A 23,423-nucleotide genomic window follows, 5' to 3' on the forward strand; every position below is an offset into this window, starting at 1 on the left:
AGCCTAAGGTGTCTGGGATGAAGTATACAAACCTTCTAAATTGTTTTATAATGATTTTGAAACCTGTCTATCATATCACATCATTATGTGATAAATTTCGACATTATGTGAAAAAAGATAGGCATTTTACATATTGATTTCCGTTTCATTACTATTTAGAATAAAATATGGCATTTTAAATGGATAATTTTGAAATGGATGGAAACTTACCTGTAAAGGAGGTGTATGCGGTGAGCAAAACGGAAACAACTCTTGGTGCAGCTGATAAAGTGGTGAAGCCGAACTCTTTAACCGAAGCAAATCCGGCAGGTACGTGGAGAGACTATCTAACTCTTGCGAAAATGGGAATTGTAATCTCCAACCTCATTACCGTCTTTGCAGGATCCTTCCTTGCAATCAAGTACAACCATCTCCTGTTTATGGATAAGCTTGCAGTTCTATCATTGGCTGTATTGGGTTCTGCACTTGTCATTGCCGGGGGCTGCTCTCTCAACAATTACATAGACCGTGATATCGACGGCCTGATGGAACGAACAAAGGAAAGACCGACAGTAACCGGGAAAATAGAAGCAAACCAGGCGTTGTGGATGGGAATTATATTATCTGCCCTGGGCGTTATCTTTCTTGCAATGACAACGCTAACAGCTGCTGTTTTTGGACTGATTGGACTTTTTGTATACGTGGCTGTATATACGATGTGGCTGAAGAGAACCCATTCTATCAACACGGTGATTGGAGGAATTTCCGGTGCAATGCCTCCGCTGATCGGGTGGGCGGCAGTGGACCCGGGTCTTGCTCATACGGCCTGGATCCTGTTCTTGATCATGTTCTTATGGCAGCCTCCTCATTTTCTTGCCCTCGCCATGAAGCGTTGCGAGGAATACAGAAATGCAGGCATTCCGATGCTTCCTGTAGTGTCGGGATTTAGAATGACAAAACGCCAGATGATCTGGTATGTATCCGCTTTAATTCCAGTCTCTCTCTATCTTTATCCATTTGGCAAAGTGTACACCATCTTAGCTGCCATCATGGGTTTATGCTGGCTGGCCCTTGGTTTATCCGGACTCAGGTCAACGAATGACATCAAATGGGCAAGACAGATGTTTGTCTACTCGCTCAACTATTTGACTATTCTCTTCGTGGCTATGATTCTCGTAAACATATGATACTGGATTTTAATGAGGAAGCCCTTGTTGGAAAAATCCAGATCTTGAAGACCTTTTACATAAAAGGGCTTACATTTTTCTAGCTATTTGCTGCTTAATGTAAATGAGACATTCGACGTTTATGCTAAGCAGGTAATAGATAATAACAGCTGAACTACAACGAGAAAGTGGGGTTTTATGAAGTGATGAGAAAATTGCTGCGTAAAGGGCGGCTGGTTCCTTTGTTTGCAATGTTGGCGCTTCTCTTGATGGGTTGCGGTGATCCAACGCTTTCTGCGCTTATGCCGCAGGGTGAAGTTGCCGACAAGCAATATTCATTAATGGTTCTCAGCTTGGCAATCATGATCTTTGTTTTGTTGGTCGTATTTGTAATTTATGTATTTGTCATTATTAAGTTCAGAAAACGCAAAGGTGATGACACGATCCCTGAGCAAGTGGAAGGGAATCATTTGCTTGAAATTCTATGGACAGCAATTCCAATTTTGCTGTTGATCATACTTGCAGTGCCAACCGTTATGCAAACCTTTGATCTATCAGCGAAGGATAAGCCGAAAAAGGGCGAATTGGCGCTAAAAGTAACGGGCCATCAGTATTGGTGGGAGTTTGAGTATCCGAAAGAGGAAATTATCACTTCCCAGGAACTTGTGCTTCCGGTTAATACAAAAGTCCATGTGGAATTATCTTCTGCTGATGTTATCCATTCATTCTGGATTCCTTCACTTGCCGGGAAAACGGACACAAATCCTGGTGACGGCAGCAAAAACTACATGTGGATCGAAACAGGAAGCAAGGAACAAGTTTACAAGGGTAAATGTGCCGAGCTTTGCGGAGCTTCACATGCTTTGATGGACTTTAAAGTAAAGGTCGTGTCCAAGGATAAGTATCAGGCCTGGGTAAGCTCTTTCAAAAAAGCAAGCGGAAAAGCAACAGGCAATGCTGCTGAAGGACAAAAGATCTTTGAAAAGAACTGCCTGTCCTGCCATGCTGTTGGAAAAGAAGGCGGAAACACCGGTCCTAACCTGACAGGGTTTGGTGACAAGCAGCGAGTAGCGGGTGTTCTCGAGCACGACAAAGATAATGTTAAAAAGTGGATTGAAGATCCTCAAAAAGTAAAACCAGGCAACAACATGCCGAACGTGCCCCTTAACGATGAAGAAGTTGATGCAGTTGCTGACTATCTTCTTAGTCTAAAACTTCAATAGACATTAGGAGCTGTTTGTAAAAAGGGAGGTAAAAAGGTGTCTACTCATGCAAGTCACAAAAAGAGAAGCGGGCTGATGGACTGGCTCACTACTGTCGATCACAAGAAAATAGGTATACTTTACCTAATTGCCGGGGGATTCTTCTTCATCATCGGTGGACTTGAAGCCATGTTCATGCGAATTCAGCTGTTTAAACCGGAGAATGATTTTGTAGCAGCTGAAACTTTTAACCAATTGCTTACCATGCATGGAACCACAATGATTTTCTTTGCGGCCATGCCACTTATATTTGCCTTTATGAACGCTGTTGTTCCGTTACAAATCGGAGCAAGGGACGTAGCGTTCCCGTTTGTTAATGCGCTCGGTTTCTGGCTGTTCTTTTTTGGGGGAGTTCTCCTCAACCTGAGCTGGCTGTTAGGCGGCGCGCCTGATGCCGGATGGACAGCGTATGCGCCTCTTTCTACCACGTCCGAAGGGTCCGGTGTGGATTTCTACGTGCTTGGTTTGCAGATTTCCGGAGCGGGTACGTTAGTAGGGGGGATTAACTTCCTCGTTACCATTATCAACATGCGCGCACCAGGGATGACCTTCATGCGTATGCCGTTGTTCACCTGGACAGCATTTGTAACTTCTGGTTTGATTTTGTTCGCGTTTCCTCCACTAACCATTGGATTGTTCATGCTTATGTTTGAAAGGGTTTTTGATGCCAACTTCTTTAACCCTGACAATGGCGGTAACATTCTGATCTGGGAGCATATTTTCTGGATTTTCGGCCACCCCGAGGTTTATATCCTGATTCTTCCGTCCTTTGGAGCGATCAGTGAAGTGGTGGCAACCTTTTCAAGAAAGCGCCTTTTTGGATACAGCGCAATGGTATTTGCAACGGTGCTCATCGGTTTCCTAGGTTTCATGGTATGGGTTCACCATATGTTTACTGTAGGTCTTGGACCGGTAGCCAACTCCATTTTCGCCGTAGCAACGATGGCGATTGCTGTACCGACGGGTGTTAAAATCTTCAACTGGCTCTTCACCATGTGGGGAGGAAAAATCGTTTTCTCGACTGCTATGTTATGGGCGGTTGGATTTATTCCTACCTTTGTTATGGGTGGAGTAACAGGAGTTATGCTTGCGATTCCTTCTGCAGACTACCAGTTCCATGACAGCTACTTTGTTGTTGCCCACTTTCACTATGTTATTGTCGGTGGGGTAATTCTGGGTCTGTTTGCCGGATTGTATTACTGGTATCCAAGAATGTTCAACCGTGTTCTTAATGAAACCTTGGGAAAAATTCACTTCTGGACGTTTTTTATCGGCTTTCACCTAACTTTCTTCCCTCAGCATTTCTTGGGATTAATGGGTATGCCGCGCCGGGTATTTACATATCTTTCCGGACAGGATCTTGACCAGTTAAACTTTATCAGTACGATTGGTGCATTCCTGATGGCAATTGGAACCATTGTTTTGTTTGTCAATGTTATCATCTCAACTTCTAAAAAGTATGCACCATCTTCTGATCCATGGCATGGCCGCACATTGGAGTGGGCGATCCCGTATCCAACACCTGAATACAACTTTGCCCAAACTCCTCTTGTGCGTGGTCTGGATGCATTCTGGATTGAAAAAGCAGCAGGTAATAAAGGTATGACACCGGCAGAACCAGTGGGAGACATTCATATGCCGAACCCATCAATTCTTCCGCTAATCATGTCCATCGGATTATTTGTAGCTGCATTCGGTTTAATTTATGACACAATGACAGTCGTAGTAATTGGGATGGCAATAACCTTTATCAGCATGTTCTTTCGTTCTGTTATTGATGATCATGGCTTCCATATTCATAAAGAAGAAGTGGAAGAAGATCTTAAGGGGGTTAAGCTATAATGGATGCTGGACAACGTTTAACGGATGCTAATTTTCCGGAACATCCCGAAAAAGCCACCCTTGAAGGAAAAAACAAGTTTCTGGGATTCTGGCTGTTCCTCGGTGGTGAAACCGTATTATTTGCCACATTGTTTGGTACGTACCTGGGTCTGCGCCATATGAATATGGATGGGCCATCCACGGAGGAGCTGTTCAAGCTCCCTACCGTGTTCCTGGCAACCATGCTTCTTTTAACGAGTTCATTAACCAGTGTGTATGCTGTGCTTGCCTTAAAGCAAAATCGCGTACGCACGCTGCAAAAATGGTTTATTATCACGCTCATCCTAGGACTTGGTTTCCTTGGACTTGAAGTATATGAATTTATGGAATATGTGCATGAAGGGCATACTTTTACGAGCAGTGCTTTTGGTTCTGCCTTTTACACGCTGGTCGGGTTCCATGGAGGACACGTGGCGTTCGGATGTCTCTGGATCATCACATTGCTTATCCGGAACTGGAACCGTGGAATTACCCTTGTTAATGCACCAAAGTATTATTTGTTCGCCTTATACTGGCACTTTGTTGATGTCGTGTGGGTGTTCATCTTTACGGTAGTGTATCTTATGGGGAAGGTGGGTTAACCTATGGCTGATCATAACAACACTGAAACCAATATTCACCGCAATGAAGCACTGCAGCGGAAGCTTGCATTCAAGGAAGAAAGAAAACATCACAACGTTTCATTCATTATGATGATTCTTTTGACACTGGTTGCTTTTTACGCCATCTGGAGTGATAAGGTAGCGGATTCGTTCGCTGTACTGTTTATTCTGGTGCTCGCTGTTGTTCAAGTTTTCTTCCAATTGTATATCTGGATGCATTTGAGCCATAAAGGCCACGATTTTCCTCTTTGGGGAATGATCAGCGGTATATTATTCGCTGCCATTACCGTGGTTGGCATTGCAGGATTGATCTGGACGTCTTAAAACGAAAAATGGCTGCTGAATCGGCAGCCATTTTTCATAACTATCGAATATCCCTGCTTTCCGTGGGAAAGGAGTTGCTATAATGAACCATCATATGATGGCACCTGAAAAACTGAGCGATTTCAGTTTTTACAGTCTGTACCGGCCGGATATTTTTTTGATTATCCTCGTCATTGGCATTTTGTATTACCGGTTTTACGGGGTTCAAAGCAGCGAGTTAAAAGCCACCCTGCTTCAAAAAATATTTTTCACTGTAGGACTTGTTTTTCTTTATATTTCCAAAGGAAGTCCGCTGAATGTGATTGGCCACCATTATTTATTTAGTGTGCACATGCTGGAAATGGCCATCAGCTATCTTGTTGTACCCCCATTCCTTATCCTGGGAATGCCTCATGATTTTTATTTGAAATGGATGAAGAGGGACAAAGGTCTGATCAGACTTATTCATTTCCTGACCCAACCGCTTATTGCCATTCTGGTTTTTATCGCGTTGTTTTCTATTTATCATATGCCGGTGATCTTTGATGCCATCATGGCAAACGGCCTATTAATGTTTTTCAGCCACTCACTATTGTTCATCACCGCATTTACGATGTGGTGGCCGGTACTTTGTCCGGTCGAAGAACTAACCACTCTGTCCGAACTGAAAAAAGTGGGGTATGTGTTTGCCAGCGGCGTTCTGTTGACACCTGCCTGTGCTCTCATTATGTTTTCAAGCCATGTGCTGTATGACACTTACGCACATGCGCCTCTGCTTTTTTCATTCCTGCCGCCGCTTGAAGACCAAAATTCTGGCGGAATCTTAATGAAGGTATTGCAGGAAGCGGTATACGGTACCGTGCTTGGCCATATTTTTTACAAATGGGTGAAAAAAGAGCGGGCCAAAGACAAGGAAGACTTGGTTAAGATCAAGTTGACTGCTGCAGCCAAGAATTCCTGAAGGGTAACCGGGCAACCGGTTATCTTTTTTTGGAAAAATAGATGATTAAACGTCTTGATGTCGAAGTAGTTGGTAATGAGAACAGGAGGAGAAGCATTGATCAGGAATCTTCAACGCGACGAATTACTGGAATCGATTGAGCTTTCACAATATGCATTCAGGTATTCCTTAACCCCTGAGGAGGTTGAAAAACGTCTGTCAAATACTGACCCGATGACGATTTATGGTGCTTTTGATCAAGAACAGAGATTGCTGGCAAAATATCATCTGCTGCCATTTGACGCCTATTTTTCTGGTAAAGCAGTAAAAATGGGTGGGTTGGCAGGGGTGGCAACCTGGCCGGAAAATAGAAGAACGGGACTGGTCAGAAAGCTGCTGATGCATGCTTTACAGACAATGAACCTATCTGGAATCTACCTTTCCATGCTTCATCCGTTCTCGGTCTCTTTCTACCGGGGCTTTGGGTGGGAACTCACCTGTGATTACAAAATGTACAACATACATAAAAAGCAGTTCCCTCCTTTTGAAAGAGTGGAAGGCAAGGTAGTGCGGCATGGTTCTGAGGATTGGATGACGCTAAAGCCCATCTATGAGAAATTTGCAGCTCGATATAATGGCACGCTGAAACGCACCGAAGTCTGGTGGAAGAACAACATATTAAACAAAAAACAGATAGCGGTTTATAAAAACAGCAGAAGTCAGGCGCTCGGCTATATTGTTTATTCAATTAAAGAAGATGAAATGGAAATTAAAGAATTTGTCTTTCTGGACAAAGAAGGGTTTACCGGGTTGTGGAACTTTATAGGTAACCATGATTCGATGATTGAGAATGTGACCATTGTGGTTCCTCCTGACGATGAAATGGGGTATTTCTTGGGGGACCCGAAGATTCATCAAGAACAGCGCAGCTATTTTATGGGGCGAATTGTGAACGTTCTCGAAGCATTGAAGGATTACCCTTTTACGTGCAAGAGCAATGTAACCTTGTTTCTTCATGTAAACGACCCGGTTGCCGAGTGGAATGCAGGATCGTATTCCATTTCTTTTCAGAAAGGAGAAAAATCGATTAACTTTTTCCCGGCGAAAACAGGAAATTCTTCCTGCACGGTGACACCTCAAAGAGGCATATCCCTAAACATACAGGAGCTGAGCGCTATTCTGTTCAATTATAAAACACCGGATCAGTTGTACCGCTTTGGGAGAATTTCGGGAAAAGACGAAGACATCAAGCTGCTGCAATCCATTCTGCCGGCAGGGACCCCTTTTATATACGACTTTTTTTAAGGAGATTATTCCAATGACAATAAGAGACAGTGCAGTCCATGCTGCAAAGAAATTTATTGAGCAATATTTTCCTGTGGCTGAGGTTGTATTTTTAGCCGGAAGCATTGTGAGAGGTGAAGCAACTGAAAGCTCGGACTTGGACATTATCGTGTTTGACGGATCCCTGGACCATTCTTATCGAAAGTCATTTGTCGAATTCGGCTGGCCTATCGAAGTGTTTGTCCACAGCTTTCATACGTATAAAGACTTCTTTAAGGAAAACAGGGACCGTGCTCGCCCCTCGCTTCCTCAAATGTGTGCAGAAGGTATCATCCTTAAGGATAACGGTCGGGCGGCATCCATTAAAAATGAAGCACTTGCCCTCTTGAAGAGAGGTCCGCTGCCTTGGAAATCAAAGGAAGTGGATTCGGCGCGGTATGAAATCACCAACTTGCTGGATGATTTAGAAGGTTCAACCAACCCGGCAGAAGATTTATTTACAGTATCCCGGCTCGCTGCCAAAATTCATGAGTTTGTTCTCCGCGTCAACGGCTGCTGGATTGGGGAAGGAAAATGGATTGTCAGGGCGCTCAAGGAATTTAATGAAGAGTTTGCGGAGTGCTTTGTCTCTATCTTTGATGAATATTACAAGACCCGCCAAAAGCACCGGGTGATCGGATTTGCCGACAATGTTCTGAAGCCGTATGGCGGGCGGCTGTTTGAAGGCTACTCGATCGGAAAAAGCAGACCAAAAGAGTAACCCCTCCCAGCCGGGAAGGGTTACTCTTTTTCTGTTTGCATCCTTCGGTTGTACTTTGCTGCAAGAAAGCTTACTTAATCTCTTCAGTAACCGAGTTGCTGACAAGAAAGCTTATTTAATCTCTTCAGCAACCGAGTTGCTGGCAAGAAAGCATACTTAATCTCTTCAGCAACCGAGTTGCTGGCAGGAAAGCTTACTTAATCTCTTCAGCAACCGAGTTGCTGGCAAGAAAGCTTACTTAATCTCTTCAGCAACCAAGTTAATGGTTTGAATACAGTGGTCTACGATGTTCTTTGGGAACTCCTCGTCATATTCCACACCGTGCGGGTAATAGTGTTTTCCAAGGTAGGGGTCGCCAAGTTCAATTTTTGCATAGGGACGTTCAATCTCACCTTCGGCCACGATGCAAGGGAAGCGCAAGTAGTAAACGTCTCCATTTGTCATGTCTTCAAATTTATAATCGTATGTAATTCTTTCATAATCCCATTGTCCAGCCCGGACGATTCCGTGGTTGTTCATGATATGCTCCAGGATTGAAAATTGGACAACTTGCCCTTTTAGGCCGCTTTCTTCAAATACCATTACACTACCTCCCAATGTTCATGTAAACCTTCACTTTTCTATGATAGTATGAAAATCTTGAAGATGCAATCGTTGTCAAAATATTTCCCCTTTATCCATCCTTGTATAATTTTTCATCAGCAGATCACACTAAATGTGAAAAATTGAATGGGAGGATATCCTTTTGAAAACTTTAAGAGATATAATGACCACTAATGTGGATACTTGTTCGCCACAAGACAACATTTATGAAACTGCGGTTAAAATGAAGCAGGACGATGTAGGAGTAATTCCAGTATGTGAAGGGAAAAAGCTTCTTGGCGTCATTACCGACCGCGATATTGTTATTCGCGCAGTGGCTGAAAAGAAACAGGGATCAACGAAGGTCAGCGATGTAATGAGCAGCCGCCTCATAACCGGATCTCCCGATATGAGCGTGGAAGAAGCATCCGAGTTGATGTCACGTGATCAAATTCGCCGTCTTCCGATCGTTGAAAACAGCGATTTGGTCGGAATTGTGTCTCTGGGGGACATCGCGGTGCATAAACAAACCGATTCCAAAGCCGGTGTTGCTCTGAGTGAAATTTCCGAGCAGAGAGACCAGCTTCAATAACCCATGAACTTGAAAAAACACCCTGGAAAATGGGTGTTTTTTCGCTTTAATGGACAAAATCCCTTAAAGTACAGTACAGTTAGGAAAGGTATGTATTTTGAAGGGAGTACAGCTTTTGAAGAAAACAGCAATTCTGACGCTTTTGGGTTTGCTTGCAATTTTTTTCTTTTTGGATACCCGTGAACAGCATCCCAATCATTCACCTGAGGAAACCAAACAGAAGATCCCAAAGGAAAGTATCCAAACATTACGAGTTGAAAAATCCACTGTCGCCAACTTTATGGGCAAGAGCAAGGATTACTTAAACGACCGTCTTGGCCCGGCCGACAGAGTAGAACCTTCAGGCTATGGCTATGACTGGTATGTTTACTCCAACACAGATGGCTATCTGCAGGCCGGTGTTAAAAACAATAAAGTGGTCACGGTTTTTGCCGCAGGTAAAGGAGTACCGGTAAAACCTTTCAAAATCGGCCAGTCTGTCACTTCCATCCTTAAAAAGTTACAAGTTAAAAGTGAGATAACCGTAAAGCAGGGTGATGATTTTTATCGTTTTGAACTGTCGGAAGAAGAAATGAACACCCGCCCGCTCATTCCGTTAAATGATATTTTTGCCCAGCTTTATTTTGATAAATTTTCTCAGAAGTTGTTCAGTATCCGATATATGGATAAAGAAACGCTACTGGCACAAAGACCGTACTCTGTTGTTTACAGAGGCAGCTTGAAGCCACAGCCTGAGTTTAAGGGAAGCATGAAGCGCAAAATCGAAAAAGGGCAGGAAAAGCAAATTCTTGATCTTACCAATGTGATCAGGAAAGACCATGGGCTTACCCCTTTGAAATGGGATGCCAAAACAGCTAAAGTCGCCTATCTTCACAGCAGGGAAATGGCGAGGCTTGATTATTTTTCCCATACATCCCCAAAGGCAGGAGACTTGTCTGACAGGCTGAAAGATGGTGGTGTAAGTTACAACGAGGCCGGGGAAAACATCGCAGCCCAGTATACGGATGGACTTGCAGCAGTAGGTGGCTGGCTCAACAGCCAGGGGCATCGTGAAGCACTGTTAAATGAGAACTATACAGAACTCGGTGTAGGTGTTTATGACAGCTATTACACGCAAAATTTTATAAAACCATAAAGTAAGGAAAAGCCATTTGGCTTTTCCTTACTTTTTTATGATGAAGAATGTGCCAGTTGATAAGGATATGAGCTGTTCTTGATCGCCGTATACCTTCGCTTCTGTAACGATCACATTTTTGCCATGGTGAAGCACCTGGGCAATACAGCGCAGGAATTTTCCTGTTCCGGGGGATGTGTAATTGATTTTCATTTCCGAGGTGACGGCTGCTGAATTTTCGGGCAGTGAAAGGTTGGCAGCTGTTCCCATCGCCGTGTCCATTAACGTAGCGGTTAAGCCGCCATGAACAATTCCAATTGTATTATCTAAAAAAGGAGTAACAGGTATAGTGATTTCCACTGTGCTTTCGTTCAGCTTTCTCAGCTGCATATCCATCAGGCTGGAAATATACGTTGAATATGTATTTTCTCTTTTCCTTTTCAGGCCTTTCATAATACCGGTAAGCACCATTTTTTCTTCCTCTGATGCTTCATTCCAATAGGCTTCCATTTCGTTCTTCAAATCCATGTTCTAACCCTCTCTCTCTGCCTTGCAGCGAACTGTTGCTCTTTTATATTGACATAAATGGAATCGCTTCACAATGAGGGACTCTGCAAAAAAATAGGCGCACCTTTTTATAGGCGGAACTGTATCATGTAATAGGTGAATTGGAGTCGTTGAAGGACAGCCGGGGGTGAGAAGATGAAAAAAGACGTTGAGGCATTTCGAATATTTGTTCAGAAGCATCCTAAGCTGATTAGAGAAGTCCGTTCAAATACGCGTTCGTGGAGGGATGTGTACGAAGATTGGGTCGTCCTTGGAGAACACCATGACATCTGGAACGAATATAAACCTAAACAAAAAAGCAAGGAAGAGTATACTCATTTTAGAGGATTGAAGGAACGAAAGCAGAAGCAGGAGCCTGACGCTTCAGAAACAAAAAAAGAAATCACCATCGGGGACCTTTTTAGCATGTTCCGGGATATCAATGTAAGTGAGATCGGCCAGCATTTAGCGCAGTTCAGCGGTGCAATCGAAGGGATTCACCAGTTATTAAAACAATTTCAAGGTTCCAAAACGTATGATAGTCCGTCATCCACATCCAAAGACAATTATTTTTCATCGTATAAAGACTAATGGGGAGTGTGACCAATGAGGAGAGAGATCATTGATTATCTGCACAGCCGGCCGGACTTGAAGTTTTTTATGAGGGAGCAGCCCAAATGGTACAGGGATCTTTCAAGGAATCCCATGCTTTTGGAAGACATGGTAAAGGAAGCGGATGTTTTCTTTGGAAGGACCTTCGGCCAGCGCGTCGATAAGTTTCACAATCAGGTAAAAACTGTCGGACTTTTGATGGATTTTTTAAGCATGATGGGAAAAGGAGAAGACCTATAAAGGAATAGGCTTCTCCTCAAACATAAAAGCATGCTTACTGTCAGGCTTCTGCCTTTACCAGGTATTCATATATTTTTTTCTCGGGAGAAACTTCAAGGTGGTTAAATGCATGGTTCCCAAAAAGGACATTGAATTCGAGGATATAGTACTTGCCATTGGCGGCTACAATATCGAATCCCGCATGATTGACATTTAGCGCTTTGGCTGTCTGCCGGACAAGCTCCAGTGCCTCTTCCGGAATCTGGTCAAAAGAAATAGTCCCCCCCTGGCTGACATTGTTGTGAAAGCCGTTGCTTCCGATACGCCAATAGCTGCCAATGATTTCATCTCCTACGACACACACACGAAGATCACGGTCGATCGGCAAATATTCCTGAACATACAGTACATCGTTCGCTTCTGCATAATTGTAGAAGTCCTCTTCATTGTTAACAAGAAAAACGCCTTTGCCCATGGAGTTTCTGATTTCTTTGGCAACAAATGGGAAAGAGAAGGTTTCCAGGACTTTTTGTCTGCTATCTTTTGAATTGCCAAGTATCTCAGTATAAGGTACATTCTCTGGACACACTGTCCACAGAGCCCTCGTCATTTCCATTTTGCTGTAGCCCAGCTGGATGCTTTCAATGCTTGGGAAAATTCTTTTTTTCATTCCATAGACCAGGGAGTTGACTTGCCAGTTTTCAGGAAATAAAAGAACATCCGCTTGTTTTATCTTTTCTAGTTCTTTGAACATATGATCGGGTTTTACATATTGGACGTTGGGAATGCCAATCGTCCGGAATGGGTTAAACGTTACAAGTTTCATTCTTGTCCTCACTCTCAATATCATACAAACGAGAGTATTATACGTTTTTTTTGAGATCAGAGTCAATCCTGAATGTCATTTTCCTTTTAACTCGTTTCATATTCAGTTATAATGATAGAAATATTTATAGTTGAGTAAACCCATCAAGGAGTGAGAGGATGCTGGGAACAGTATTAGACGTAAGTCTTTTGGATGAATCTTATTTTCTCGGGAAAATGATAGCCGAATCAGAGGCCGCTATTCAATACCGGGGAACTAAATATAAACTGGAACAAGATACAGAAGCACAAAACCTGATCAAAGAATTCAACAAGGTGAAAGAATTGTATGAAGAAGTTCAGCGGTTTGGAAAATATCATCCAGACTATAAAACGGTTTCCACGAATGTGAGAGTGTTAAAACGGGAGCTTGACTTTAATGAGACCATCTCCAGCTTTAAAAAAGCTGAAAAGGAGCTGGAAAATCTGTTAAACGAATGCAGCTCGCTCATTGCGGGCAGTGTATCTGAACAAATTAAAGTTCCTACCGGGAATCCCTTTTTTGATTCACGAAGCTGTTCTGGCGGATGCGGAAGCGGAGGCGCATGCAGCTGCGGATAAGAGCTCAAACAGAGCTCTTATTTCATGTGGCGGATTGGTAGCGTATACAATCTTCGCAGAGGTTGCCGCAGCAAAACATTTTTTCCTGAGGAACAAGAAAGCGAAAACGGTAAACATATAGTAAAGCCTCTTTTCGTACGTAAATGATTTCCGCATTGAGCCGCATTCCTTTTATGGCACGGATGGCCTCCTGTTTGATCGTTTCTTCAATCATCTCTTTTGAGACAGTGCCACTGGTCAGGATATAAAGGAATGGGAGGCCGGCAACCAGCTTTTTTTCAATGGAAACGATAAAATCTGCCTGGCGAAATGCGGTAAGAAAACGTGTCCATATGTCATCCAGGTTCATTTTTGCTTTCTCCTTTCCAATCTGGGATTAAATTGCAGGACGCTCTTAATCATGCTAGACTGAATGAAAAGATGGTGTTAAAGGAGTACATTATGATAGGTAATCGAATGGGTCTTGCGGTCTATTTGCATTCTCTGAAATTTTCCAAGCAGCTGAGGCGCTATGGAAATGTCCATTACATTTCAAAACGAATGAAATATGCCGTCATTTATTGTGATGCTGCAAAAATTGAAGAAGTAGCCAACAAACTGGAATCCCTCCATTTCGTTAAAGAAGTAAAGAGATCCCATAAGCATGAAATTAAAACAGAATATGAAAGCAAAATCCCGGATAAAGCCAAGGAATACGATTATAAAATGGGATTATAAAAAGTGATGACCCACGTGTTTTGAAAGGGGTCATCTTTTTTTACATGGGAGATTCTTAAATTAACGGGGGAATCAAGTAATTCAATCGCAAGATGCCCGTAAGGTAATGGTAATAAAGCTCCTTTTCCTGAAATTCGCCGGAAGACTTAACATCAAAGGTGATAATGTCCTTTTCTACGGCTCTGGCCAGATCTTCAAAAAGCTCATAGCGTTTGGATGGAACAGGAACGCCTTCACGGCAGAGGTAAAGCGGCTGGAAGTTACCTTCTGGGGCAGGGTGAAGAACAACGAGTAGGGATGCTTGAGATCGTCCGTTTATATCAGTTTTAAGGCAGAGTAATTGGCTGATTCTATTTTGGTTGGAACGTGCAATTTCCAACAGTTCGTAAATATCGGAATATCCTTCACCAAGTTCAATAAATCGCTGGATCATAAGTAAATAAAGCCTCCTTCATGTTAAAACTGTATCACAGAAGGTACAGGCTGAAAAGGGTATGAAAAACGGGACATATAAAGATAAAAAAAACCCCGCAGACGATCTGCGGGGTGCCTTTAGGATTAGTAAACAATCACTATCGTTAAGGCGATGGGAGAGGAGAAACCGGAGGAAGAACTTATGGGGAAGTAAGTCTTCTCCGCGGTTGGCAACAACATCTTAGGGATGTTGTTATCTTTAGTATGACCGGGCAGGCATTTTCTATACGGGTTGCAGTGTTTATTCTGAAAAATTTGTGATAGGATAATGAAGAACTACAGACAAGTAATTATGAACGGTAAGGTGTGGGAAAATGAGAGTCATTTCAGGTGAATGCAAAGGGCGGCCTTTGAAGTCAGTACCGGGGCAAGGAACGCGGCCTACAACTGATAAAATCAAAGAATCCCTATTTAATATTATTGGCCCTTATTTTGAGGGCGGTCTCGGACTGGATTTGTATGGTGGAAGCGGCGGTCTCGGAATTGAAGCGCTAAGCAGGGGAATGGATAAGATTATATTTGTCGACCGTGATGCCAAAGCAACAGAAGTTATGAAAAGTAATTTGAAAGCATGCGGTTATGAAGAACAAAGCGAGGTTTATAAAATAGAGTCACATCGTGCATTGAAGGCCCTGAAAAAAAGGGAGTTCGCCTTTGATCTGGTCTTGCTCGATCCGCCCTATGCGAGACAGCGTATCGCTGAGGATATCAAAAAACTCGATGAATACGGTTTATTGAATCGTGATGTGCAGGTGGTGGCTGAGCATGATCCTTCTGTCCGCTTGCCACAAGCGATCGGAAATTTAAAGAAAGTCAGAGAAGAAAACTACGGCAGTACGACGATATCGTTATACCGGCTGCAAGGTCAGTGAATACAGAGAAGTTATGCCTAAAAAGAGAGCATGAGGTGGTTGCATTGAATAAAAAAGCGGTGTGTTCGGGAAGTTTTGATCCTGTTACCCTCGGACATTTGGACATTATCAAACGGGGAGCCAACGTATTTGATGAAGTAATCGTCGTGGTTGCTAACAATCAGGGCAAAAAACCGTTGTTTTCTGTGGAAGAGAGAATTTCTCTGCTGCAAGAAGTAACGAGAGACCTTCCTAACGTGAGGGTGGATTCGTTCAGCGGACTTTTGATTGATTATGTCAAAAGTATAGGGGCCAATGTTATTTTGCGGGGACTCCGGGCGGTTTCGGATTTTGAATATGAAATGCAGATTGCTTCGATCAACAAAAAACTAAATGAAGAAATTGAAACTTTTTTTATGATGACAAACAATCAATATTCCTTTTTAAGCTCCAGTATCGTAAAAGAAGCGGCAAAATATCATGCCTCTGTAGCCGACCTTGTTCCACCTGCTGTTCAAGATGCATTGAAAGAAAAGTTTGGCACCCCCCGTTAATGAAAACGGGGGTGTTTTTTCTCTTTTGAGTGTTTGAGGCCCCACAGGAATATGGAGAGGATAAGAGCAGTAAGTGTGAGCAAGGAACCTATTTGCAAGAAATAATGGTAATAATGAGACCAGGGATACTGCTTTAGATGTCCATCCGCCCAGACTGCGATGGCGGATTTTGAATGTGGGGAGAGAAACACCGGAAACAGAATGGCGGAAAGAGCCGCAGCAAAAACACCATGGAGCAGTCTGGCCAGAAAGAAAGGCCGAAATGAGATATCGGTCTCCGATAGTATACTTGCCACCTGAGCCTGAACTGAAAATCCGCTGAATGCCAGGATAAAACTGACGACGATACATTGCTGCATCAATAAGGACGGACTTTGACTCGCCAGCTTGCTTCCCATTGTAATTTCAAATAATCCTGAGATGAATGGATAACTGAGAGAGCCCGAAATAGAAAAGACAGAAAGACCTTTCTCAAGGATATTGGAAAAAAGCGGGGTGATCGACAGGAGGCTCAGTACCCGGTTGATCACTGAAAATAATATAACAAATCCACCGATCATCAAGAGGGTAGAAATGGATGACTGAACCGCATCTCCCAAAAGCTTGCCGATTGGACGGCCGTCAGAAAGCCTGGCTTCGTGCATTTTTTGTAAGGCGCGAAGTGGCTGAACCCTGTGCAATGGGGTGGAAGTATTCTTTTCTTTTAAACGTCGCCTGCCATGAAATCTCATGGCAAGCCCGACAAGTATATTTCCCACATAGTGGCTCAAAGCAAGAACAATTCCAAGGGAAGGATTATTGAAAAAACCAACTGCAACCGCGCCAAAAATAAAGAGGGGATTTGAACAGTTCGTAAACGAGACGAGACGCTCTGCTTCAATGGTTGTAATTTGCTTTTCCTGCCATAATCTTGCGGTCAGTTTGGCACCTGCCGGGAAGCCGGATGAAAGTCCCATCGCCCATACAAACCCTCCGGATCCCGGCACTCTGAATAAAGGACGCATAAGAGGTTCGAACAGCACACCAAAAAAATGAACCACTCCAAATCCGATCAGGATTTCAGATAGAATAAAAAAGGGTAAAAGAGAAGGGAAAACTACATCCCACCACAATTTTAGTCCGTCAAGTGAGGCGCCGAAAGCCTCTTTGGGAAATATCATGACTGCACCTGCAAGGATAATCGCCGCGACCGAAAGAGCGATCGATTTAAAAAAATTCCATTTCACTTTGATCCCCCCGATCATAAAGAACAATCTCTGACCATACATCCCCTTGTCCATCCATATATTTATACGTATAGCTTAGGTTTTTAGACCATATCTTAAAAAGGACAACAGTTAGGAGGTAACCCCAATGCACAGGCCAATTGTCGGTTTGGCACTAGGTTCAGGAGGAGCACGGGGCTTTGCACATATCGGTGTGATCAAAGCGCTCCGTGAGGCGGGAATTCCCATTGACATGATCGCGGGAAGCAGCATGGGTGCACTTGTGGGAGCGATGGTGGGAATGGGCCATAATAATGAAAATCTGATAAAAATGGCAACTTTGTTTAAAAGAAAGTATTATATGGATTATACAGTTCCAAAAATGGGTTTTGTTTCTGGCAAAAAAATAAAGGAATTGATCCGGCTCCTTACACAAAATAAAAGGATAGAAGATACCATTATTCCGATTTCCATAGTAGCTACGGACCTGATCAAGGGCGAAAAAATCGTCTTTCGAAATGGACCGATTGCTGAAGCAGTCCGGGCCAGCATCTCTATACCGGGTATCTTTGTTCCCGAAAAGATAGATGGAAGGCTGCTGGTCGACGGGGGAGTCATTGAAAGGGTACCTGCTGCAGTCGTCAGGGAAATGGGTGCGGATATCGTGGTTGCTGTGGACATTTCCCATTTTAAAGCTCAGCCTGAGATGGCTTCCATTTTGGACGTGATTGTTCAAAGCATTGATATTATGCAAAGAGAGATTGTGCGGTATCATGAAATCTCTGCTGATATTATGGTGCGGCCCATGGTTGAACAATTCAGTTCCACCGCTTTTAAAAATGTGAACGAAATCATATCAATCGGGGAAGAGGCAGGAAAAAGCAAAATTGAGAGCATTAAGCATAAAATTGAGACCTGGAAGGAGAACAATCATGAAAGATACACAGAATCCCCGGAAGATGGGATGGGTCAATAGACTTTCACTGATCGGCATTATCGTAATTGCCCTAGTGATTGGCTTGTACCCATTGCCCTACTACGTAACATCACCTGGCAGTGCCAATGAACTGGCACCGATTATCCATGTCAAAGGCGGGGATAAAGAACAAGGAAGCTTTATGCTGACGACTGTCCGAATTGGCAAAGCCAATATTCCGCAGTATTTGTATGCAAAAGTAAGTGATTACAGGGAACTGCTTCCCGCTGATAATGTAAGAGCAGAAGACGAAACTGACGAAGAATACAATCAGCGCCAGCTGCAAATGATGCAGGACTCCCAGCACGCTGCTACCGTTGTTGCCTACAGGAAGGCCGGTAAGAAAGTGGATATCATCAGCAAAGGTGTCTACGTTACCGGCATCATTTCCGGCATGCCTGCCGAAGGGAAACTGAAGGTCGGAGACGAAATTGTGGAGCTCGAAGGAAAGCCGGTTAAAACAACAGAGGAGCTTTTGAAATGGTTGGCCGATAAGAAAGCGGGAGACAAAGTAAAACTGAAGGTGCTAAGAGGCAAGAAAACGCTGAACCGGACGGTGGCGCTTGAAAAATTCCCGAAAAAGCTGAGCCAGAATAACGAAAAACGGGCGGGAATTGGTATTACATATCCTGTGACAGACGTAGAAATCAAGGTAGACCCACCAATCAACATAAAAACGAGCGAAATTGGAGGACCATCAGCCGGACTTATGTTCTCTCTTGAAATTTTGAACCAGTTAACTGAGGGAGACATGACAAAGGGCCATAAAATTGCGGGTACCGGTACCATCAACATCAATGAGGAGGTTGGTCCAATTGGCGGCATCCAGCAAAAAATTGTTGCTGCTGACAAAGCGGGAGCTGAAATCTTCTTCGCACCGGTAAGCGACAATAATTATAAAGATGCCTTAAAGGCTGCCAAGGATATTAACACCTCCATGAAAATTGTTCCGATTAAGAAAATGGATGATGCTCTGGATTATTTAAAAAAATTAAAAACTAAAAAATAAGGGTCAAATGAATAGACCCTTATCTTTTTGAAAGCGTAAAGGAGGGGTACTGTATTCCTCCTTTATTTTTTTTGTAAGAACGGTTTGCGGATAACCGCCGAAGTAAACCGCCGATACACGCTTTTCCAGGTCGATCAACGGGTGCTGCATTTTGGAAAGAGTCGTAAGAACGGGAAGATCCGCCTGCTTTTTAACGGCATTTAAATAGCATTGTCCTACATCGCTCATCCCCAGTATCCGGAGGTAAGGGGGACCATCCTTTAAAGCCGCCTCTGCATCGGTTCTTGAGATATGATTCAGGATGTGAAGACACATGCGCTGCAGCCTTGTCCATGTGTATCGTTTGGTTTTTAAAGCAGTCATGAAAGAATGAAAAGAATCAGCGTGCCGGATGGTCTCCTTCAGCCGGTATTCCAAACCTTCTTCAACCTCATAAAGTTTTCGCAGTTCTTCAGCAGATGTAGCCAGCAGCTTGTAACGCAAGAGGGGAAACAGGGAATCCCATGTCGTGAACTGTCCATTTTCCTTCAGGTAGTGTGAAAGGATCAAGGATGTATCGGAAGGAACAGCTTGTTCAATGGAAGAAACGCAAGGCTTCTTGGAGCTGTTCAAGGTTTTTCGAATGGCAGTTGCACTGGCAATCTGATGGGCGTCCATGCGTTCTTCATGGAAAGATGCACCAATGCGTTTGATGGTATGTGCCTCCATTGGTACATGGCTGTTAACGATCGCTTTTACATATTCCATTCCCAATATATTGTTTGGTTGTGATAAATCCAGGGCAGCGGAATCCCATGATAGGGAATCGGCGGCAAGAGAGGAAGCTTTAGGAAAGGAGTATCCTTGTTTGCTGTATGAATGGAACGCTTCATCATATAAATCCTTTTGCTTCTCCAATTGGGAGATCGTATGGTAAAATAAATCAATATTTCCGGACTCGCTTCCAAAACAAAGAGTCTTTGCTCTTAAGGCCTGAAGCAGTCTGACGCCCGCTTGTGCGAAAACCGGAGCAGGCGACACCGCGTACAAATAGGGAAGTTCTATAATAAGATCCGCGCCGCCCATAAGGGCTGTCTTTGCTCTTTCCCATTTAGACATAATGGCAGGTTCTCCACGCTGAAGAAAGTTGCCGCTCATGACTGCGATTATACAATCGCTTTCTGTTTGTTTTTTTGATAGTTGTAAATGATAAGAATGACCGTTATGAAATGGATTGTACTCAACGATGATGCCGCAGGCTTTCATGATCTGCCTCCTTGTTGATTGCTGTAATGGTACTTTTATTTTAACTTTAAATGCCTAAGCTTGAAAGAATATGCTGTAAAGATATTATGTTGACATTTCTCTTTATGGCCGATATAATTATTACTGTTGCCTTGAGGTGAAACGATATGAAATGGTCACTACAGGAATTAAAAAACTTTTATCGAAAACCGCTTGAATTTGATGAGTATGTTGATGCAAGTGAACTTAAGTCGCTTGATAAAGAAATACGCGATATACCACCTGTTCATGTTAGCGGACATGCTGATGTAACACAGCAAAGAGCTACCTTTTACCTGAACATTCAGGGAGAAATGACGCTTCCTTGTGCGAATACATTAGCGGATGTCCATTTTCCATTTTCGATAAAAACAACCGAACTCTTTCTTCTTGATCCTTCCTATACGGTACCGGTGGATGAGGAGAACCTTCATACTGTAGAAGGTCACTTTCTCGATCTGATGCCATATATACAAGAGCAAATTCTGCTTGAAAAGCCGATCAAGGTGGTTGCCGGGGCTGATGCGCCGGATAAAAAAGCACCGCCTGAGGGAGAAGGATGGCAGGTCGTTACCGAGGAAGACCGCAAGAACCGGATTGACCCGAGACTTGCCGATCTTGCGAAGTTTTTTGACAAAGACAAATTGTAAAAAATGGTGATCTGAATGATTCGGACCCATACCTATTTTAAGGAGGTGGATAACATGGCAGTACCTTTTCGCAGAACGTCCCAAACCCGCCAAGCCAAGCGCCGTACACACTACAAGCTTGAAATGCCTGGTATGGTAAAATGTCCACAATGTGGAGAATACAAACTATCTCACCGAGTATGCCGTGAATGCGGTTCTTACAAAGGAAAAGAAGTAATCAGCAAATAATGAAGAACAGGAAGCCCTATGAGGTTTCCTGTTTTTTTTATTTTTTTTACGCAGTGGTGAACTCTTTGCTTGTTTAAAGGAGTTTTTCAGTTGAAAAACGAACTATATGGATGAAGCGAAGGGGGAATTTTTATGGTAAAAGTCTTGTATGAAATCAAGCAAAACATAGGCTGGATTACAATCAACCGGCCCCACGTGAGAAATGCCGTGGATTTTGAAGTCATCCAGCTATTGGAGAATTACATAGACCAAGCACGCCATAATGGCGAAATTAAAATCCTGGTCATCAGGGGAGCAGGTCATGATGTATTCTGCGCGGGCGGTGATTTGAAAGCATTTTCCGGTCTAAAAACCTCAGATGAGGCATATAGCATGTTATCCAAGATGGGAAAGGTTTTAAAAAAGCTATTTTACTTTCCAAAGCCGACTGTGGCACTTTTGAATGGAACAGCAGTTGGAGGAGGGTGTGAGATTGCCGCGGCCTGTGATCTGCGAATTGCCTCGGCAAATGCCAAGGTGGGCTTCATTCAAGGAACACTGGGGATTACAACAGGATGGGGCGGAGGCACTTATCTGATGGAAAGAATCCCAAAACTGCAAGCTCTTGATTTGTTGTGGTCAGCCGGAAAAATCACGGCCAAACAAGCAGCAGAAAAAGGATTTTTGCAGCATTTAATCAAAAATGGAAGCCTGGTTGAAGAATGCTGCAGCTATTTGAACAGATATACAGAACACGCAGTTGAAGTACTTGAGGCCTATAAAAAAGTATATCTGGACAGCCTGCAAGGAAGAAACGTCGACAAAAGGGTGGAGGATGAAATAAAAGCGTGTGCCCAACTGTGGGAATCGGATGTTCATCACCATGCGGTTTCAGCCTTCTTTAATAACAATATTTAAGCGGATATTACGGTCAAATTGCTAAGTATAGTATCCTGGCGATTGGGAAAACGTACGATGGAGACGTTCATCTTACTAGAACTAAAGTCTATCTTATCTAGTAATAGCATATCTATGTAAAAACGACATAAACAATGGAGGGATTAGGTTGACTGTAGTTCGCCAGGATGCTTGGAATCAGGAAGAGGATGTATTGCTAGCAGAAGTTGTTCTTCGCCATATCAGAGAAGGGAGCACACAGCTTGCAGCATTTGAAGAAGTGGGAGAAAAGCTTTCAAGAACATCTGCTGCCTGTGGGTTCCGATGGAACTCACTGATTCGCAAACGGTATGAATCTGCAATTGCCATTGCCAAAAGGCAAAGAAAAGAAAGAAGCAAAGGCAAAAGTACGTCCGAGGAAAGCAATGACCAGATGGTAGATCAGGCTGCAAAGCAGGAAGATTATAGGGTTGCGAAAGAAAAGGTTTTGTCGTTGGATGATGTTATTGTCTTCCTGAAAAATTTCAAATCTTCCGAAGAAAGGCGTTCCGATCAAGAAATGATTAAACTCCGGAACCAGGTGGAAGAGCTAAAGTCCCAAAATGCCCAATACCAGACCCACCTTCAAAAACTGAATCATGAATACAAACTGGTATGTGAGGACTATAAGGCGCTCATTGAAATTATGGACCGGGCCAGAAAAATTGTCGGGACAGAGGAAGAATCCGGTTCTCTCATGTTTCAGATGGAAGGACTTCAGAAACTGGAAAAATAAAAAAGATGGCGAACCCGCCATCTTTTTGCTGTCATGAGATCGGTTTTAACGTGTTTGTTCTGTAACACCCTTTGGAAAATAGACATATGGATTTTCCCCACGGTCTCGTTCTTCATTATACGTTACCGCTTCGAAGCCCATCTTCTCCCAAAAACCGCTTGATTGCTGTCTGCCATTCGTTTTGACAGGAAGGTTTAATGACTGCGCAAATTGAACGAGCGCTCTTCCATAGCCTTTGCCGTGGAATTGAGGCAGTACTTCAAGCTTCCACAACTCGAAATAATCCTGCGGAGGGCTAAAATAACGGTCGTAAGCAGCCTCAATTCGATATAAACTCATTCGGGCAACCAATTTGTCGCCAAAATAAATTCCGTAAAATGGAGACTCACTGTCATTTTCAATAATGTTGTCCTGAAGGTCTTCGAGCATCGACAATTCCTGTATGCCATATTCCTTGAACTGCTTGAACTCTTCAAGTGTTTTATAGTTGACTACCAAGCGTTTTACGGCGTACTTTTCTTTGGTGTTCATTTTCAGTTCCCCCTCTAATGACTCTGTTGAAGATCTCACTTTTAGTA

30 protein-coding genes are annotated in these 23,423 nt (G+C 43.3%); 22 read left to right on the plus strand and 8 right to left on the minus strand.

The window, feature by feature from the left end; all coding sequences use genetic code 11:
* Positions 1-230: 230 nt before the first annotated feature.
* The 8 genes from cyoE to AS030_RS05330 all read left to right on the plus strand — a co-directional run bounded on the left by cyoE (position 231) and on the right by AS030_RS05330 (position 8,177).
* A complete protein-coding gene (cyoE, locus tag AS030_RS05295; protein WP_061969183.1) occupies positions 231-1,166 on the plus strand; it encodes a heme o synthase in 936 nt (311 codons plus the stop codon).
* Positions 1,167-1,351: 185 nt separating this feature from the next.
* Positions 1,352-2,368 carry a cytochrome c oxidase subunit II gene (gene coxB / locus AS030_RS05300; protein WP_061969185.1) on the plus strand — a complete coding sequence of 339 codons (1,017 nt, stop codon included), beginning with the start codon at positions 1,352-1,354 and terminating at the stop codon, positions 2,366-2,368.
* Between the two features lie 36 nt (positions 2,369-2,404).
* On the plus strand, positions 2,405-4,249 hold the full coding sequence (gene ctaD, locus AS030_RS05305; RefSeq protein ID WP_061969186.1) for a cytochrome c oxidase subunit I: 1,845 nt from the start codon (positions 2,405-2,407) through the stop codon (positions 4,247-4,249).
* A complete protein-coding gene (locus AS030_RS05310) occupies positions 4,249-4,869 on the plus strand; it encodes a cytochrome c oxidase subunit 3 (RefSeq protein ID WP_061969188.1) in 621 nt (206 codons plus the stop codon). Before ctaD ends, AS030_RS05310 begins: the two co-directional genes overlap by 1 nt.
* A 3-nt stretch (positions 4,870-4,872) precedes the next feature.
* Positions 4,873-5,214, plus strand: coding sequence for a cytochrome C oxidase subunit IV family protein (locus tag AS030_RS05315; RefSeq protein ID WP_061969190.1), 342 nt, complete (start codon positions 4,873-4,875; stop codon positions 5,212-5,214).
* 82 nt (positions 5,215-5,296) lie between these two features.
* On the plus strand, positions 5,297-6,154 hold the full coding sequence (locus AS030_RS05320; RefSeq protein ID WP_061969192.1) for a cytochrome c oxidase assembly protein: 858 nt from the start codon (positions 5,297-5,299) through the stop codon (positions 6,152-6,154).
* A 96-nt stretch (positions 6,155-6,250) separates the two neighbouring features.
* Complete coding sequence (locus AS030_RS05325) at positions 6,251-7,438, plus strand: GNAT family N-acetyltransferase (protein WP_061969194.1); 1,188 nt, start codon at positions 6,251-6,253, stop codon at positions 7,436-7,438.
* A 13-nt stretch (positions 7,439-7,451) separates the two neighbouring features.
* Entirely contained in the window at positions 7,452-8,177 is a 726-nt protein-coding gene (locus AS030_RS05330; RefSeq protein ID WP_061969196.1) for a nucleotidyltransferase domain-containing protein, read from the plus strand.
* 234 nt (positions 8,178-8,411) lie between these two features.
* Here AS030_RS05330 and AS030_RS05335 read toward each other — a convergent pair whose 3' ends face one another.
* Positions 8,412-8,759, minus strand: a complete 348-nt coding sequence (locus tag AS030_RS05335; protein ID WP_061969198.1) for a YugN family protein — start codon at positions 8,757-8,759, stop codon at positions 8,412-8,414.
* 163 nt (positions 8,760-8,922) lie between these two features.
* Between AS030_RS05335 and AS030_RS05340 the strand changes: the two genes are divergently transcribed.
* Positions 8,923-9,351, plus strand: coding sequence for a CBS domain-containing protein (locus AS030_RS05340; protein ID WP_061969200.1), 429 nt, complete (start codon positions 8,923-8,925; stop codon positions 9,349-9,351).
* 115 nt (positions 9,352-9,466) lie between these two features.
* Positions 9,467-10,486, plus strand: coding sequence for a CAP domain-containing protein (locus tag AS030_RS05345; protein ID WP_141687027.1), 1,020 nt, complete (start codon positions 9,467-9,469; stop codon positions 10,484-10,486).
* Between the two features lie 27 nt (positions 10,487-10,513).
* Here the strand turns inward: AS030_RS05345 and AS030_RS05350 are convergent, their stop codons facing one another.
* Entirely contained in the window at positions 10,514-10,993 is a 480-nt protein-coding gene (locus tag AS030_RS05350) for a PaaI family thioesterase (RefSeq protein WP_061969204.1), read from the minus strand.
* 174 nt (positions 10,994-11,167) lie between these two features.
* On the opposite strand from AS030_RS05350, the gene ylbD reads away from it, so the two are divergent.
* Together ylbD and AS030_RS05360 are read left to right on the plus strand one after the other, a co-directional pair.
* Positions 11,168-11,602, plus strand: coding sequence for a spore coat protein YlbD (ylbD, locus tag AS030_RS05355; protein ID WP_061969206.1), 435 nt, complete (start codon positions 11,168-11,170; stop codon positions 11,600-11,602).
* A gap of 15 nt (positions 11,603-11,617) precedes the next feature.
* Complete coding sequence (locus tag AS030_RS05360) at positions 11,618-11,863, plus strand: YlbE-like family protein (RefSeq protein WP_061969208.1); 246 nt, start codon at positions 11,618-11,620, stop codon at positions 11,861-11,863.
* Between the two features lie 40 nt (positions 11,864-11,903).
* Here the strand turns inward: AS030_RS05360 and AS030_RS05365 are convergent, their stop codons facing one another.
* The gene (locus AS030_RS05365; RefSeq protein ID WP_061969210.1) at positions 11,904-12,668 is read right to left on the minus strand and encodes an ATP-grasp domain-containing protein; all 765 of its coding nucleotides are present in this window, start codon (positions 12,666-12,668) and stop codon (positions 11,904-11,906) included.
* Between the two features lie 158 nt (positions 12,669-12,826).
* Here AS030_RS05365 and AS030_RS05370 point away from each other — a divergent pair, with 158 nt between their 5' ends.
* Positions 12,827-13,267, plus strand: a complete 441-nt coding sequence (locus AS030_RS05370; RefSeq protein WP_061969212.1) for a YlbF/YmcA family competence regulator — start codon at positions 12,827-12,829, stop codon at positions 13,265-13,267.
* 22 nt (positions 13,268-13,289) lie between these two features.
* On the opposite strand, the gene AS030_RS05375 is transcribed toward AS030_RS05370, so the two are convergent.
* Entirely contained in the window at positions 13,290-13,616 is a 327-nt protein-coding gene (locus tag AS030_RS05375; RefSeq protein WP_061969214.1) for a hypothetical protein, read from the minus strand.
* A 92-nt stretch (positions 13,617-13,708) separates the two neighbouring features.
* Between AS030_RS05375 and AS030_RS05380 the strand changes: the two genes are divergently transcribed.
* Entirely contained in the window at positions 13,709-13,984 is a 276-nt protein-coding gene (locus AS030_RS05380; RefSeq protein ID WP_061969216.1) for a YlbG family protein, read from the plus strand.
* A gap of 55 nt (positions 13,985-14,039) precedes the next feature.
* On the opposite strand, the gene AS030_RS05385 is transcribed toward AS030_RS05380, so the two are convergent.
* Positions 14,040-14,417: a DUF7147 family protein gene (locus AS030_RS05385; protein WP_061969218.1), complete on the minus strand. Its 378-nt coding sequence runs from the start codon at positions 14,415-14,417 to the stop codon at positions 14,040-14,042.
* A 355-nt stretch (positions 14,418-14,772) separates the two neighbouring features.
* Between AS030_RS05385 and rsmD the strand changes: the two genes are divergently transcribed.
* Together rsmD and coaD are read left to right on the plus strand one after the other, a co-directional pair.
* The gene (gene rsmD, locus AS030_RS05390; protein WP_061969220.1) at positions 14,773-15,330 is read left to right on the plus strand and encodes a 16S rRNA (guanine(966)-N(2))-methyltransferase RsmD; all 558 of its coding nucleotides are present in this window, start codon (positions 14,773-14,775) and stop codon (positions 15,328-15,330) included.
* Positions 15,331-15,374: 44 nt separating this feature from the next.
* Positions 15,375-15,863 (plus strand): pantetheine-phosphate adenylyltransferase, encoded by a 489-nt coding sequence (gene coaD, locus AS030_RS05395; RefSeq protein WP_061969221.1) that lies wholly within the window; start codon positions 15,375-15,377, stop codon positions 15,861-15,863.
* Here the strand turns inward: coaD and ylbJ are convergent.
* Positions 15,860-17,095, minus strand: coding sequence for a sporulation integral membrane protein YlbJ (ylbJ, locus tag AS030_RS05400; RefSeq protein ID WP_240482282.1), 1,236 nt, complete (start codon positions 17,093-17,095; stop codon positions 15,860-15,862). The two genes, coaD and ylbJ, sit on opposite strands and share 4 nt — an antisense overlap.
* Before the next feature lie 121 nt (positions 17,096-17,216).
* Here ylbJ and AS030_RS05405 point away from each other — a divergent pair, with 121 nt between their 5' ends.
* Positions 17,217-18,044, plus strand: coding sequence for a patatin-like phospholipase family protein (locus tag AS030_RS05405; protein ID WP_061969223.1), 828 nt, complete (start codon positions 17,217-17,219; stop codon positions 18,042-18,044).
* Complete coding sequence (locus AS030_RS05410; protein ID WP_061969225.1) at positions 18,001-19,053, plus strand: SepM family pheromone-processing serine protease; 1,053 nt, start codon at positions 18,001-18,003, stop codon at positions 19,051-19,053. The genes AS030_RS05405 and AS030_RS05410 overlap by 44 nt, the downstream gene beginning before the upstream one ends.
* A 3-nt stretch (positions 19,054-19,056) precedes the next feature.
* On the opposite strand, the gene AS030_RS05415 is transcribed toward AS030_RS05410, so the two are convergent.
* Positions 19,057-20,298: a nucleotidyltransferase gene (locus tag AS030_RS05415; RefSeq protein ID WP_061969227.1), complete on the minus strand. Its 1,242-nt coding sequence runs from the start codon at positions 20,296-20,298 to the stop codon at positions 19,057-19,059.
* A 146-nt stretch (positions 20,299-20,444) separates the two neighbouring features.
* Here AS030_RS05415 and AS030_RS05420 point away from each other — a divergent pair, with 146 nt between their 5' ends.
* From AS030_RS05420 to AS030_RS05435, 4 genes are all read left to right on the plus strand, one after another.
* A complete protein-coding gene (locus AS030_RS05420) occupies positions 20,445-20,966 on the plus strand; it encodes a YceD family protein (RefSeq protein WP_061969229.1) in 522 nt (173 codons plus the stop codon).
* A gap of 54 nt (positions 20,967-21,020) precedes the next feature.
* Positions 21,021-21,194 carry a 50S ribosomal protein L32 gene (gene rpmF, locus AS030_RS05425; RefSeq protein ID WP_007202619.1) on the plus strand — a complete coding sequence of 58 codons (174 nt, stop codon included), beginning with the start codon at positions 21,021-21,023 and terminating at the stop codon, positions 21,192-21,194.
* Positions 21,195-21,326: 132 nt separating this feature from the next.
* Positions 21,327-22,091 (plus strand): enoyl-CoA hydratase/isomerase family protein, encoded by a 765-nt coding sequence (locus tag AS030_RS05430; RefSeq protein ID WP_061969230.1) that lies wholly within the window; start codon positions 21,327-21,329, stop codon positions 22,089-22,091.
* A gap of 148 nt (positions 22,092-22,239) precedes the next feature.
* On the plus strand, positions 22,240-22,845 hold the full coding sequence (locus tag AS030_RS05435) for an RsfA family transcriptional regulator (protein WP_061969232.1): 606 nt from the start codon (positions 22,240-22,242) through the stop codon (positions 22,843-22,845).
* A 45-nt stretch (positions 22,846-22,890) separates the two neighbouring features.
* Here the strand turns inward: AS030_RS05435 and AS030_RS05440 are convergent, their stop codons facing one another.
* Positions 22,891-23,376, minus strand: coding sequence for an N-acetyltransferase (locus AS030_RS05440; protein WP_061969234.1), 486 nt, complete (start codon positions 23,374-23,376; stop codon positions 22,891-22,893).
* Between the last annotated feature and the right edge of the window lie 47 nt (positions 23,377-23,423).

This window comes from Fictibacillus enclensis, assembly GCF_001457035.1.
Classification (GTDB): domain Bacteria; phylum Bacillota; class Bacilli; order Bacillales; family Fictibacillaceae; genus Fictibacillus_C; species Fictibacillus_C enclensis.

Bases quoted from the DNA above. Each gene is read 5' to 3' on its own strand.
- coxB (WP_061969185.1), top strand. From the start codon at position 1,352: ATGAGAAAATTGCTGCGTAAAGGGCGGCTGGTTCCTTTGTTTGCAATG.
- AS030_RS05310 (WP_061969188.1), top strand. From the start codon at position 4,249: ATGGATGCTGGACAACGTTTAACGGATGCTAATTTTCCGGAACATCCC.
- AS030_RS05315 (WP_061969190.1), top strand. From the start codon at position 4,873: ATGGCTGATCATAACAACACTGAAACCAATATTCACCGCAATGAAGCA.
- AS030_RS05320 (WP_061969192.1), top strand. From the start codon at position 5,297: ATGAACCATCATATGATGGCACCTGAAAAACTGAGCGATTTCAGTTTT.
- AS030_RS05330 (WP_061969196.1), top strand. From the start codon at position 7,452: ATGACAATAAGAGACAGTGCAGTCCATGCTGCAAAGAAATTTATTGAG.
- AS030_RS05335 (WP_061969198.1), bottom strand. From the start codon at position 8,759: ATGGTATTTGAAGAAAGCGGCCTAAAAGGGCAAGTTGTCCAATTTTCA.
- AS030_RS05350 (WP_061969204.1), bottom strand. From the start codon at position 10,993: ATGGATTTGAAGAACGAAATGGAAGCCTATTGGAATGAAGCATCAGAG.
- ylbD (WP_061969206.1), top strand. From the start codon at position 11,168: ATGAAAAAAGACGTTGAGGCATTTCGAATATTTGTTCAGAAGCATCCT.
- AS030_RS05360 (WP_061969208.1), top strand. From the start codon at position 11,618: ATGAGGAGAGAGATCATTGATTATCTGCACAGCCGGCCGGACTTGAAG.
- AS030_RS05365 (WP_061969210.1), bottom strand. From the start codon at position 12,668: ATGAAACTTGTAACGTTTAACCCATTCCGGACGATTGGCATTCCCAAC.
- AS030_RS05370 (WP_061969212.1), top strand. From the start codon at position 12,827: ATGCTGGGAACAGTATTAGACGTAAGTCTTTTGGATGAATCTTATTTT.
- AS030_RS05375 (WP_061969214.1), bottom strand. From the start codon at position 13,616: ATGAACCTGGATGACATATGGACACGTTTTCTTACCGCATTTCGCCAG.
- AS030_RS05380 (WP_061969216.1), top strand. From the start codon at position 13,709: ATGATAGGTAATCGAATGGGTCTTGCGGTCTATTTGCATTCTCTGAAA.
- AS030_RS05385 (WP_061969218.1), bottom strand. From the start codon at position 14,417: ATGATCCAGCGATTTATTGAACTTGGTGAAGGATATTCCGATATTTAC.
- rsmD (WP_061969220.1), top strand. From the start codon at position 14,773: ATGAGAGTCATTTCAGGTGAATGCAAAGGGCGGCCTTTGAAGTCAGTA.
- AS030_RS05405 (WP_061969223.1), top strand. From the start codon at position 17,217: ATGCACAGGCCAATTGTCGGTTTGGCACTAGGTTCAGGAGGAGCACGG.
- AS030_RS05410 (WP_061969225.1), top strand. From the start codon at position 18,001: ATGAAAGATACACAGAATCCCCGGAAGATGGGATGGGTCAATAGACTT.
- AS030_RS05415 (WP_061969227.1), bottom strand. From the start codon at position 20,298: ATGAAAGCCTGCGGCATCATCGTTGAGTACAATCCATTTCATAACGGT.
- AS030_RS05420 (WP_061969229.1), top strand. From the start codon at position 20,445: ATGAAATGGTCACTACAGGAATTAAAAAACTTTTATCGAAAACCGCTT.
- rpmF (WP_007202619.1), top strand. From the start codon at position 21,021: ATGGCAGTACCTTTTCGCAGAACGTCCCAAACCCGCCAAGCCAAGCGC.
- AS030_RS05430 (WP_061969230.1), top strand. From the start codon at position 21,327: ATGGTAAAAGTCTTGTATGAAATCAAGCAAAACATAGGCTGGATTACA.
- AS030_RS05440 (WP_061969234.1), bottom strand. From the start codon at position 23,376: ATGAACACCAAAGAAAAGTACGCCGTAAAACGCTTGGTAGTCAACTAT.